This is a genomic window from Methanolobus bombayensis (genome assembly GCF_017873415.1).
GTDB classification, from domain to species: Archaea; Halobacteriota; Methanosarcinia; order Methanosarcinales; family Methanosarcinaceae; genus Methanolobus; species Methanolobus bombayensis.
This window is the reverse complement of sequence record NZ_JAGGKD010000006.1, coordinates 68,583-81,747: the sequence shown is the minus strand read 5'-3', so window position 1 is coordinate 81,747 and position 13,165 is coordinate 68,583. Positions and strand designations below refer to the sequence as shown.

The following is a 13,165-nucleotide window of genomic DNA, read 5'->3' as shown; positions in this document are numbered from 1 at the left end:
TGTAATTATGATAAAGAATGCTGATTACCAGGCACTTGATACAGTTGCTGAAAAGATAATAAATGGTCTTGAACTCACAGATGATAACCTTAGAGAATTTCTTTCCCTGAATGAAGAAGAGGATATCCAGAAATTGCACTATGTTGCAAGAAAAGTGAGGGACCACTTCTTTGGAAACAGAGTTTTCCTCTACAGTTTTGTGTATTTTTCTACCTACTGCAAGAATAACTGCGCCTTCTGTTACTACAACAGATGCAATAAGATCCAGCGTTATCGTCTGGACCTGGATGAGATCCGTAGACTTGCACAGGCAATTAAAAAAGAAAGCATCCACATGGTTGACCTTACCATGGGAGAGGATCCGTACTTCCACAATTATCCTGAAAGATTCATTGATGTTGTAAAAACAGTAAAGGAAGAAACGGGACTTCCAATAATGATATCCCCTGGAGTCATGGATGACAATACTCTCAACAGACTCCATGAGAGCGGAGCAAATTTCCTTGCTCTCTATCAGGAAACACACGATAAGGAACTTTATCGGAAACTGAGGGTAGGACAATCATTTGAAGAAAGAAAGCATGCCAGGGAATTTGCCAGGAACAACGGTTATTGTGTTGAAGATGGTATTCTTACCGGTGTTGGAAATGACATTGATTCAACCATAATCTCACTTCGCGGAATGCAAAAAGGAAATCCTGACATGGTGCGTGTGATGACCTTTGTTCCACAGGAGGGAACACCTCTTGAACTGGTGTCACAGGAATCCAGCCTTTCGGAACTGAAGATAATCTCAGTGCTCAGGCTGATGTTCCCTGACAAACTCATACCTGCATCCCTTGACCTTGAAGGGATAGATGGTATGGTCCACCGCCTGAATGCAGGTGCAAATGTGGTCACATCTATTATTTCCTCAGATTCCTCACTTGAAGGTGTTGTCAACTATGACAGGGAACTTGAAGAAAGGGACAGGGACTCAAGGAGCGTTATCAAACGCCTTAGAAGCATGGGTATGGAACCTGCAAGCCAGGATGATTTTAACAGGATCATTGAAAAGCAGCAGGTAACTCCAATACTAGTCCCGGTGGCCGCACTATGACAACAATATGCATGGTCGGTGGCAAACTACAGGGTTTTGAAGTCAATTATTTAGCACACAAAGCCGGAATGAATGTCGTGCTTGTTGACCGCAGGGAAAAACCTCTGATACGTAATGCAGTTGACAGTTTTCACTGCTTTGATGTGGTCAAAGAACCTGGAAAGCTCATCAAACTCTCAGAAAATGTGGATGCCATCATCCCTGTGAACGAGAACCTTGAGACAATAGAGTTCCTCAGGAGCATAAAAGACGAGCTTGCATGCCCCTTACTCTTTGATTTCGATGCCTATCATATCAGCATGGACAAGAAACGTTCCAAGGACTACTTCAAGTCAATTGATATTCCGACTCCTACGAACAAGCCAACAAGCCCTCCATATTTTGTGAAGCCACCATGTGATAGCAGCAGCATCGGGACATCTATAATATATGATGACGAGGGTCTGGAAGGACTTGACCCCTCAATGCTCATCGAGGAATATGTTGAGGGCGATGTGATTTCCCTTGAAGTGATAGGTGATGGAACTCATTTTTCAGTTGTAAAGGAAACGAAGATACACATCGATGATACCCACGACTGCCACATGGTCACACCCATCGATAACTATCCTGAGTTCAGGAAGATCACTTATGAGCTTGCTAAGAACCTCAACCTCCGGGGAATAATGGATGTCGAGGCAATAGACAGTTCCAGAGGACTCAAAGTACTGGAAATAGATGCGAGATTCCCGAGCCAGACACCTACAGCCGTGTATCATTCGACCGGGATTAACCTTGTGGAGATGCTCATGCAGGCATTTTCGGGAGAGATTCAGGAAACGGATATTGTTCCTGAAACTAATTATTGTATTTACGAGCACCTTTTACTTGAAAATGGAAAACTGAGACCTGTTGGTGAGCATGTGCTGTCACAGGGAGATGAATACGTACAGTTCCAGGTTTCAGAAGGACTTGAGATATACGAATCCAGAGGAATGAACATGAGCAGTATTTTTACTCTCATAAGCTATGGAACTGACAGAGAAAAAACTGAAAAAATAAGAAGAAGCGGAATGGAAATGATTCTCGGTCATTTCATTAGAAGAGAACAGGAGGAATGAAAATGGCACTTTTAACACCTGAAGACCTTGAAAACCTTTCAATGCAACTTGAAGAGAATGATGAGATTGCAAAAAGGGTTACAGGTCTTGATATCAGAGGAATATGCGAAGCACTTTACGGAACACAGCCGGGTTCTGAGAAGGTGGGTATTATCCCTATCACATCCGGCAATGGTATCATCAGCAATTTTACCTCATCGCTCCTGTTCATAGTCCAGTATTTCGGATTTGAAGGATTCATAACAGAACACCCTGATGTTACTGGTTATTACGAAGCTGTTTCAAGTGGTGCTGATATCATAATGATGGCTGATGACCATATTTTTACAGCCCACAATCTCAGGAATGAGAAGATAGTGAGCAACCACGTTGCTACCGGTGTTATCTATGCGGATATCGCTTCCAGGTACAAGGAAGCAAAATCAAAGGACATACTGGTCATCGGACTTGGAAGAGTAGGTTATGCCGGAGCCTGCCATTTAGTGGAAAAAGGATTTAACGTCTATGCATGTGATCCTAACAGGGAATTCCTGCAAAGGGCTGTGGATGAACTCGGAATCAAATCCTACTGCAGTGATGACAGGAAGAAATTCTCAATGGTCTTTGAGGCAACACCAAATGCAAATACCATATCCGAAGGTATGATCGAAGAAAGATGCCTTGTTTCTACCCCTGGTATTCCCTGCGGATTGCCTCCTGAGATAGGGCAGAAATATCATGTTGATCTTGTGATGGAGCCTCTTGTGATTGGAGTGGCTTCAATGCTTTATTCTGTTATTCAGAATTAAAGCAGGAAATATAAATATAAATGGAAAAGGAGTGCTGAGAAAATGTATGTGATTTCCCTTGATCTTGGAACAAGTGGTTTCAGGTCGCAACTCATTGACCTTGAGAAGAACGAGACCGTTAAGACGGTAATAACAATGGGACATCCGCTTCCTGGTGGAAATGTAATGGACCACCTTGATTTTGCGATTAGTACCGGAACGGATGTAGCCCACGGGCTTATCATTGAAACTGTGAAAGAGATACTGGACAAATTCGATGTTGAACCTGAAAAGATCCAGAGGATAGCTGTCTGTGGAAATCCAATACAACTCTCACTTTTCCAGAACATGGAGATAAGGGATCTTGCATATGCAGGGGAAAATAAACAGGCATCCCTTGGTGTTAAGGATGTAAAAAGGGATGCAACGATATTCCCTGCAAACGAACTTTTCGGGGATATCTATCCAATGGACAACTGCGAAATAGTAATCCCGCCTGCCATCAAGCATGAGATTGGTGCCGATGCACTTGCCATGATGCTGGAAACCGATTTTATTCACCAGACAGAGCCCTGTCTTGTGACCGATTACGGTACCAATGCTGAGATGGCGCTGAAGATCGGTGAAAAAATAATAACCGCAAGTGCAGCCGCAGGTCCTGCAATCGAAGGACAGGGAATTGCATGCGGAATGCTTGCAGGTCCGGGAGCTATCAGCGATGTGAATGTTGAGAACGGTCACTGGAGACTTACTGTACTTGACAGCACAATGAATCCCGGGAAAGGGCCTCTTGTTGAACCAGTAAGCGGGAAGACTATTGAAGAAGGCGAAATTGTTCCGAAAGGAATCACAGGTACTGGCGTTATTTCCACAATGGCGCTTGCGATCAAAGAGGGAATCATCGAAAAACTTCCACAACTACCCAATGGAAAAATTATACTCTGGGATGGTATTGTCATTACCGATAATGATGTCGAGGAAGTTGGTAAGGCAATCGGAGCTATCCGTGCGGCTCACATGACACTCATGGTCGAGTCGGGGCTGGAATATAAGGACCTGAGATACTCTTACATGTCCGGAGCAACCGGCACCTATGTTGATGCTGATAAGGCAAGGCACATAGGTTCAGTTCCTGGTTTTTCAAAGGGTATTATCCAGTTCGGTAATACTTCCATCGGACTTGCAAGAAAACTAGCTGTCGATGTTTCAAAGCTTGAAGATGTCATTGCAGTTGCAAAAAGAATACATGCAGACCACCTTATGATGGCAACCAGCGAAACTTTCAAGGACATCTATGTCTGCGAACTCTCAACATGGCAACAGGGAATGCCATCTGAGATGTATGCTGAAATGCTGGAAATGTATGGCATTCCTGCGTTCCCTGAGGACCTTGAAAAAGTCGAAATTGAAAGGAGAGTTTCAAGGGATATTGATGATGTTGGATACATGGGACTTGATATTGTAAAAGATATTGGCATTACACTTGAAGCCCCGGTGGAAAAATGTACGCTTTGCCATCAGTGCGAGGAAGAGTGTCCTGAAGATGCATTGGAAATAATTGAGGAAAACGGAGCAAGGTTTGTCAATATTGACAGTCAGCACTGTCTCGGTACCAGTTGCAGGCGTTGTGTAACTATCTGTCCTGAGCAGACAATGAACCATACGCTGCTAAAAATAAAAGAAGAATGATCAAAACAAAGTTATTCGAATTAATTTGAAGTTCCACTGGAAATAAAGGGATTCTGAATCATTCATTGAACTTCAGAATTGTTGTTTTCAGGGTTTCCAGATCAACCACCGGCACCTGTGCAGGTGTCGGAACCACATTTACCCTTTTCTGGAATTCTGTCTGGTCCTGCCAGGTACCTGAATTTATCAGCAGGACGTTCTTGTACCATTCCACGCCAATTGTATGCACGTGACCACAATGCAATATGTCAGGTACATTTCCAATAACGAAATAATCCTTTTTCTCAGGGGCAATGGAAACACGACTTCCGTAGATTGGTGAAAGGTGTCTGAACTTCATCATCTCCACCATTGCCTTTGTGGGGTCAGTATATGATACCCCGGGAACCGCAGCCACCAGGTCATCGATGGAACGCCCATGATACAGCATTACTTTAACACCATCAAGATCTACAATTGATGGATTTCCCACAAATGTAACATTTTCAGGGAAATATTCTCTGATGCATTCAGGAAGTTTGGGCTGGGGTTCGGCCTGGCGCACTGCATCGTGATTTCCAGGAGAAATGATTATCTTGATATGTTTTGGAATCATTTGGAAATACTCACCGGCTTTTTTGTACTGGTCGTAAACATCCATGATGGAAAGTTCGTTTTCCTGTCCCGGATAGATTCCAACACCATCTACCAGGTCTCCTGCAACCAGAAGGTAACGTATTTCCTTTGAAATGGCTAAAAGAGCTTCATTATCGGTGTCACCATTGAGAAAATCAAGGAATCTGTTCCAAGGTTCATCAAGAAAAGTGTTACTTCCTATGTGGACATCCGAAGTGAGAACTGCTTTTCCAAAACTTCCGGTCTTTTTGGGGTTTACAGCCGGAAGGTCAGGAAGCGTAATTTTTTGAGCTATCATGAGGTTCCCGTCATTTGTGAGAGTTCCCGTGAATCCCACAACTTCATCAAGTACGAAATGGCTGGCTTGTTCAAAAAGGTCTTTGTCAGCCGAGCGTATGAGAACAGAGAATGAACCTGTCGGATCTTCCACTTCAACGATCTTGTGCCCATTGCTGGTACTTTTCATATCAGAGATCATTCCGATAATGGAAACTTCTCCTGCTTCACGGCTGCCTCTGAAATTGGTACCTTTTCCTTTTTTCAGACTCTCAATAGGACGTGATGTGATTCTTCCCCGTATTATGTCACTGAGCCTTGTGTAACGATTTCTGAAGAACTGCACAAATTCCATATATTCTCCAACGCAGGTTGAATTGTCGGTGATATCGGAAAGTATGGAAATTGGAGTTTCAACATTGCAGTAATTACTCTGAAAACCCAAAGGCATTGATGCTACATTATAAGAAGATGTATCTGAGTTTTCAGAGTTGTCTGCAAGTTCTTCTGAAAGCCTGAAACTTTCTTCCTTCACATGATTTAAGTCACTGAAATTTTCCAGGTCGATATGCTCTACATCAATCACAAGAACCGACAAATCGATATTTTCAAGTATGTAAGTCACCAGTTCCCTGGGGGAACAATGAGAACATATAAGGTCCACTGCTTCTGGACTTATCTGGTAACCCTCTTCTATGAAGGCTGTTAGAACATCAGTCTCGTTCATGTTAATAGTTAAATTTAGTTTATATATATTATTTCACAATAAAATAACTTGCAAAATGTTTTTAAAACGGAAACACTTTATTTTTTGTAATTATATTCCATAACTCATTAATAGATTCTTTCATTGATTTGGACGGAAGACAGGTAAAAACAATGGACATAAAAGAAACTTATCGTGCTTTCAAAGAAAGTGACAATTTCTTTGTTTCACTTGCCCGGGACATTCTAACTGTCCTGATAGCCGTATTGCTATTTGCAACTTTCTCCCAGATCGTGTTCGGTATGTGGACACCCATGGTTGCAGTTGAATCCGGCAGCATGGAACCTCATATGAATATCGGTGACATCATATTTATCCAGAGTATTGACAGAACTGAAATTGTTACTTATGAAGAAGGCATGAGTAATAGCAATTACACTACTTTTGAAAATTACGGCAATGTGATACTTTACAAACCTTACGGACAGGAAGGAGTTACTCCTATAATCCACAGGGCAATGTATTATGTTGAAAAAGGAGAGCCAATGTGGGATGGAGGACCTGCTGCTCCATATGCAGGTTATATTACAAAGGGTGACAACCAGATAACCAACAAATACTATGATCAACAGGGACAGGTCAGTTATCTTATGCCTGTAAAGGAAGAATGGGTAATAGGAGTCGCACGTTACAGAATACCATACATTGGATACGCAAGACTATTGATACCCAGTTTCTAATCAGAGAGTTTAAAAAAAAAAGGTTTGAAAATTCAAACCTGAATCTTTTTAAAGATGTAATTGAGTAGTAAGAACAGGTTTGAAGAATTCCAGAGGTTTAAGCCTGTAATCCTCGAACAATACTTTTTTCGTACTATTTATCGGGACGCTTAATACTATTTCTTTAGTCCTGCCATATCGTCCTTTGCTGACAACAACAGCATTTACAATGCCAAGCATATCCAGTTCTGACATTAGATCCGTTACCCTGCGCTGTGTGAGAATATCCATATCAACCTGAAGACAGAGTTGGCGGTATACATTGTACACCTCACCGGTAGTGACATTCTTGTACCCGTTATTCCTTAAGAGCATTACACTGTACAATGCAAGTTTTGATTGAGTAGGAAGAGTACGCACAACTTCAATAACACGATCGATCTCAATCTTTTCCTGAGCACCTTTGACATGTTGTTCCTCAACATGGGATTGGTTCTCTCTTTCCGCTATTTCTCCTGCAACCCTTAATAAATCAAGTGCACGTCTTGCATCACCATGTTCCTGAGCTGCAAAAGCAGCACATAAAGGAATAACCATTTCATCAAGGGCATCAGGCTTGTAAGCGATCTGAGCTCTTTCATGAAGAATATCACTTATCTGGTCAGCATCATATGGTGGGAAAATTATTTCTTCTTCTCCAAGGGAACTTTTTACTCTTGGATCAAGGAATTCTGTGAACTTAAGATCATTTGAAACTCCAATCATGCTTACTTTTGCTTTTTCAAGATCAGTGTTAATCCTTGAAAGGTTGTAAAGTACATCATCGCCTTTCTTGATCAGCTTGTCAATTTCATCAAGAATTATTATTACTACCTGTCTTTCGTTGTCAATCGTTTCCTTAAATTTAAAAAAGACCTGATCTGTAGGCCATCCGGTCATAGGAACATCCTCACCGAATTGGCGGGTGAGATTGGCAAGAAGTCTGTATTGTGTGTCAATTACTTCACAATTAAGATAGACAACTTTACAGGAAATACCCAATGATTCTCCTTTTCTTTCAAGTTCTATTCCAACATGTCTTGTAACAGCTGTTTTACCGGTACCCGTCTTTCCATATATTAGTATGTTAGAAGGTGTATCACCCCTAAGTGCTGAAACAAGAATTGACGCAAGACTGTTGATCTGATCGTCACGGTGGACAAGTGAGTCAGGAGTGTATGAATGTCTTAAAACCTCTTTGTTTTTGAAAATAGGTTCACTTTCCAGAAGTTCCTGGAACAAGCCATCTAATGATTTATTTTGCATTTACTTATTTCACCCTATCCTTAAAATTACAAACCATTTTTCGTCCTTTGTTTGTCAGGGATAAGAATTACCAATCAAAAACAATCAAATCTAGCAGTATCTGATTTTTTTTAAATAGGCATATTTTGATTGTATGTAAAGGATTGGATTTAACCTCTCTATTCCATTGGTTACAATGGAAGTGGGGGTTATTAATGTTTATGGTTTAGACCCCACTGTTTCAACTGGAGATTTTTATAAAAATATGATAATGGACCTAAAAAAGCATCGGTTTAACTATTAAATCAATATAGCCAAGATTTGAATATAAATGATTATGTTTCCTATGGAGTTAGACCCCATTATTTCAACTGGAAGGTATATAAAAAACAGAGACCCTATGATTTCGTTTGGAACCAGAAAAAAAGATTTAACTATCTTTTTTTTAAAAATCTAAAAAAAGATGGCAGTGTATGTATAAGTATATTACTATATAAGTTTTTCTTTTGTTTAAGTTGAATTATGCTAGGATAAAATAATTTAATTTTAGTAATTAGTTTAAAAATCAATATAGTTGAGTGGTTTTTTTCAGATTTAACACAATTTAACATTTCCAGTTGAAATAATGGGGTAGCAGATATCTATAAATTTTTTAAATAAAAAGTAAAACAAAACATAATAGTTTATTTTAAAACTAGAAATAACTGAAAATATGTTTTCTTCAAAACTTCCAGTTGAAACAATGGGGTTAGTCTAATACAATTAATCATCTCATTCAAATAAACTAAAATCAAATTTACCACAAATCTTAAATTTAGACAATCATTCAAATTTTATCCATCTTATGATTTTTCAGGGGACTAAAAAATAAATCTTTCTATAATCTAAATCACAACACAATTGTTTTAAGCATCTTCTTTTATTCATATAGCAAATGAACGAAACTGGCCTATCTGAAGAGGAAATACGTAGCATCTTAAATGATTCAAAGGCACAGGACCTGACATATGAGCGTGTACTTAGTTCTATGTGCACTTATCCGCACAAAATAGCTGTTGAAGCGCATATGCAGTTCATAGAATCAAATATGGGTGATTTTGGCCTTTTCAGAGGGACGTATGATCTTGAAAAAAAGGTTCTTTCCGCTCTTGGCGAGCTTCTTCATGAAACAAATATTGTTGGCTATATGACAACAGGCGGCACAGAGTCTAATATTCAAGCCATTCGTTCTATGAGAAATATTTTTTTACAGCAACATAAGTCTCAGGATTCTTTATTGGAAGATCAAAATTTTGAAAGACCAAATCTGGTAGTTCCGGATTCGGCTCATTTTTCCTTTGACAAAGTTTCAGACATACTCGATGTTGAGCTGAGAAAAGCAAGTCTGGATAAAGATCTTAAAGTTTCGGTGGAATCTGTAGGCTCTCTAATTGATCAAAACACAATTGGTCTTGTTGCAATTGCGGGTTCTACGGAATTCGGTCAGGTTGATCCGATAAAAGAACTCTCGGATATTGCTCTTGAAAATAACATTTTCCTGCATGTTGACGCGGCATTCGGAGGCTTTGTTCTTCCTTTCATGGAAAAAAGCTATGATTTTGACTTTAAATTACCTGGAGTAACATCAATCGCTATTGATCCACATAAAATGGGCTTGAGCACAATTCCTTCAGGAGCTCTGCTTTTCCGCGATTCTCATCAGTTTGAGAGTCTCCGAGCTGACACTCCCTATCTTACTGTTTCCACGCAGTATACATTGACTGGAACAAGAAGCGGTGCTGCGGTGGCAGCAACATATGCGGTTATGAACTTCCTTGGAAAAGAAGGGTACCGGGAAACAGTATCCAGATGCATGGAGCTCACTGACTATCTTCTGGACAAACTTGCAGAGATGGATGTATATCCGCTTATCGAGCCGGTCATGAATGTAATTGCTCTTGAAGTCCCGGAATGTGACCTTGTAAGAAGTAGGCTTGCAAAAGAATTCAACTGGCAGGTTTCAATAACCCAGAACCCACACGGACTTCGTCTTGTTATTATGCCTCATGTTAGTTTTGAAATGATAGATTCTTTTGTTGTCGATCTGAAAAAAGTCCTTGATTCCCTTGAATAGTCTCTAAAAAATAAAAGTTGAGGGGATGAGGCTTGATGACACCTAGCCTTGAAACGTGTAAGGCGTGTGTTCATCTTGCCTGTTATAATTACCATTATGTGTTAGGTACATATACTCCTGAGCCAAGCGGGGTGAAAGTATTCAGAAATGAATTTCAGTATGAGAATTTATCCCTGTTTACAGAAATAAGATAAAGATAAATAATACCCCATCTAAAATACTGTCATGAATTCTTCATACAAGATCGGGAGCATCATGGGAATACCCATTAAAGTGCATATTACTTTTCTGTTGATCCTTCCTATTTTTGCGCTTGTGTTCGCAACGAATCCACAACCTTATGGTTTTGCGGATATTGGTTCTCCTGTAATGACATATGGTCTGTCGCTTTTAACAACAATATTGCTGTTTGTCTGTGTATTGCTCCATGAACTTGGTCATTCTTACATAGCTAAAGGTTACGGTGTTGAAATAAAAGATATAACACTGATGCTGCTGGGTGGAGTTTCATCCATGGAAGAAATTCCAAGGGAGCCGTCACATGAATTCAAAATGGCATTTGCAGGACCACTTGTGAGTCTTATAATTGGTTTTGTCCTTCTGGGAATAAACATAGCAATTGCTTCTTCAGTGCCTTCCTATAATACTACATGGGTATATCTGATGGTAAACATTCTGGCAACCATCAACATAGTACTGGCGATTTTCAATTTAATTCCAGCTTTCCCTATGGATGGAGGAAGAATTCTAAGATCTATTTTTGCAAGAAAAATGAGTTACATAAAGGCAACTCACTATGCTGCATCTGTTGGGAAGATGTTTGCTTTCCTTATGGCTCTTGTAGGTGTTGTTTCAAATTTATGGTTACTCTTGATAGCCTTTTTTGTTTATATGGGTGCTTCTGAAGAAGACAAGTCAACCACTGTTACAGTCAGTCTTGAAAAATACATGGTTTCAGATATCATGTCAGAAGATGTGATATCAGTCCAACCGGAAATGACAGTAGAGGAACTTTCTCATTTTATGTTCGAGAACAAACATCTGGGATATCCTGTAATAAAAGGCAATTCTTTAAAAGGGATTGTAACCTTTACAGACATACGAAATGTGTTGCCACATGAGCGCTATGCAGTTCTTGTATCCGATGTTATGACCACGGATGTTGTAACACTTCCATCAAGCGCCAGTGCGGCAGAAGCATTCAGAATAATGACAATCAATAATATAGGGCGTATTCTTGTAATGGATAACGATAATGTAAAAGGCATCCTTTCGAGGACTGATCTTATGAGATCGCTGATGTTATTGAACGAGTAGTAGTTCTACAGTCTTAAAGAGGATCTACATTGAAAGATGATAATTTAAGTGATTCCCAGGAAAACACTTCGGATTACAGTTACACATCAACAAATGATGATATGTATTCTGAAGAATATTCAGGGAGTTCATCGTTTTCCAGCTCAGGGCCTTCTGAGATCCAGATAATTAAAGAGGTCATCAAAGATGAGAGACCTGAAAAACATGTATCTGAAGGTGAACCTGAAAATGCTGACAGACCAAGCGAGATTATTCTTGTGGGAACAGCCCACGTTTCTGAAAAAAGTGTCAGGGAAGTTAATGCCGCTATTGAACGGGAACAGCCGGATATAGTTGCAGTTGAACTCTGCCGCTCCAGATATGAAGCTATCAAGGGCAATGTTCAGAATGCTGACATTCCGGTAAAGGAGCTTCTCAAGGAAGGTAAGGTCTATTTCTATCTTGTTCACATGCTGCTGGCACATATCCAGAAGAGGTTTGCTGATGAGATGGGTGTACAGCCTGGTGCCGAGATGATCAGTGCAATCGAGGCTGCAGAGGCCAGTGGTGCACAGATCCTTCTCATCGACAGGGACGTTCAGGTGACATTGCAGCGTTTCTGGAGTAAGATGGGTTTCATCGAGAAATTAAAGATGCTTGGAGGTCTTGTTGCTGCTGTTTTAGGTATTGGTGGAACTCAGGACATCGACATGGATAATATTACAAATCAGGATATGGTTTCTATGCTGGTGGAAGAGTTCAGAGACACATCACCTAATGCTGTCAAGGTGCTTATCGATGAACGAGATGCATACATGTCTAACAATCTTGTAAAAGCTGCCATGGGTGGCAACAAGAAGATCGTAGCCGTTGTAGGAGCAGGCCACAGGGCAGGTATCCAGCGTTATCTTGAGAATCCAAAGACAATTCCCAGAATTAACTATGGGGTTGAAGCTCCAAAGAAAAAGTTCAGTATAATGAAACTTTTCGGTGCTCTTGTAGTTGCACTTGCTCTGGGTACTTTTGCATTGCTCATTCTTTCCGGGGTTCCACTGGAAACACTTGGACTTGCATTTGCATGGTGGTTCATCATTAATGGAGTACTGAGCGCTATTGGAGCAATAATCGCAAAAGGTCATCCCTATTCAGTTCTGACCGCTTTCTCTGTTGCATGGCTTACATCACTCAACCCGATGATGGCAGCAGGATGGTTCGCAGGCTTGACTGAAGCGAAATATCGCCCCCCAACAACTGATAATTTCAAAGAGCTTGTTGAGATCGAAACAACCGAGGACATGATGAAGAATAATCTCTTCCGTGTTGTAATGGTTGCAGCCCTGGCAAATCTTGGAAGTATGATTGGTACCTTCCTTGGTGTTTATGTAATGCTTCAGGTTACAGGGATTGATCCTCAGGAACTTATCCGCAATGGAATAAGTGCCGGACTTACAGCTCTTGGACTGGGTTAAAAAAACTAAGCAACAAATTAACCCCATCTTTT

10 protein-coding genes are annotated in these 13,165 nt (G+C 40.4%); 8 read left to right on the top strand and 2 right to left on the bottom strand.

All coding sequences use genetic code 11. The annotated features are described in order from the left end of the window. Positions 1–7 precede the first annotated feature (7 nt). The 4 genes from pylB to J2746_RS08770 are packed head-to-tail and all read left to right on the top strand — an operon-like array spanning position 8 to position 4,655. Entirely contained in the window at positions 8–1,099 is a 1,092-nt protein-coding gene (gene pylB / locus J2746_RS08785) for a methylornithine synthase PylB (RefSeq protein WP_209619324.1), read from the top strand. Continuing rightward, on the top strand, positions 1,096–2,199 hold the full coding sequence (pylC, locus tag J2746_RS08780; protein ID WP_209619321.1) for a 3-methylornithine--L-lysine ligase PylC: 1,104 nt from the start codon (positions 1,096–1,098) through the stop codon (positions 2,197–2,199). The genes pylB and pylC overlap by 4 nt, the downstream gene beginning before the upstream one ends. Before the next feature lie 2 nt (positions 2,200–2,201). Then, on the top strand, positions 2,202–2,987 hold the full coding sequence (gene pylD / locus J2746_RS08775; protein WP_209619318.1) for a 3-methylornithyl-N6-L-lysine dehydrogenase PylD: 786 nt from the start codon (positions 2,202–2,204) through the stop codon (positions 2,985–2,987). A 42-nt stretch (positions 2,988–3,029) separates the two neighbouring features. Continuing rightward, the gene (locus J2746_RS08770) at positions 3,030–4,655 is read left to right on the top strand and encodes a methylamine methyltransferase corrinoid protein reductive activase (protein WP_209619316.1); all 1,626 of its coding nucleotides are present in this window, start codon (positions 3,030–3,032) and stop codon (positions 4,653–4,655) included. A gap of 58 nt (positions 4,656–4,713) precedes the next feature. Here the strand turns inward: J2746_RS08770 and J2746_RS08765 are convergent, their stop codons facing one another. Then, the gene (locus tag J2746_RS08765; RefSeq protein WP_209619312.1) at positions 4,714–6,273 is read right to left on the bottom strand and encodes a DNA-directed DNA polymerase II small subunit; all 1,560 of its coding nucleotides are present in this window, start codon (positions 6,271–6,273) and stop codon (positions 4,714–4,716) included. Positions 6,274–6,425: 152 nt separating this feature from the next. Between J2746_RS08765 and J2746_RS08760 the strand changes: the two genes are divergently transcribed. Beyond that, entirely contained in the window at positions 6,426–6,992 is a 567-nt protein-coding gene (locus J2746_RS08760) for a signal peptidase I (RefSeq protein ID WP_209619776.1), read from the top strand. Between the two features lie 48 nt (positions 6,993–7,040). Here J2746_RS08760 and J2746_RS08755 read toward each other — a convergent pair whose 3' ends face one another. Beyond that, positions 7,041–8,276, bottom strand: a complete 1,236-nt coding sequence (locus J2746_RS08755) for an ORC1-type DNA replication protein (RefSeq protein WP_209619310.1) — start codon at positions 8,274–8,276, stop codon at positions 7,041–7,043. Positions 8,277–9,189: 913 nt separating this feature from the next. On the opposite strand from J2746_RS08755, the gene mfnA reads away from it, so the two are divergent. The 3 genes from mfnA (at position 9,190) to J2746_RS08740 (ending at position 13,133) form a co-directional block, all read left to right on the top strand. After that, positions 9,190–10,368, top strand: a complete 1,179-nt coding sequence (mfnA, locus tag J2746_RS08750; RefSeq protein ID WP_209619308.1) for a tyrosine decarboxylase MfnA — start codon at positions 9,190–9,192, stop codon at positions 10,366–10,368. A gap of 225 nt (positions 10,369–10,593) precedes the next feature. Then, complete coding sequence (locus J2746_RS08745; RefSeq protein WP_209619306.1) at positions 10,594–11,685, top strand: CBS domain-containing protein; 1,092 nt, start codon at positions 10,594–10,596, stop codon at positions 11,683–11,685. Between the two features lie 29 nt (positions 11,686–11,714). After that, on the top strand, positions 11,715–13,133 hold the full coding sequence (locus J2746_RS08740) for a TraB/GumN family protein (RefSeq protein ID WP_342451826.1): 1,419 nt from the start codon (positions 11,715–11,717) through the stop codon (positions 13,131–13,133). Positions 13,134–13,165: the final 32 nt, after the last annotated feature.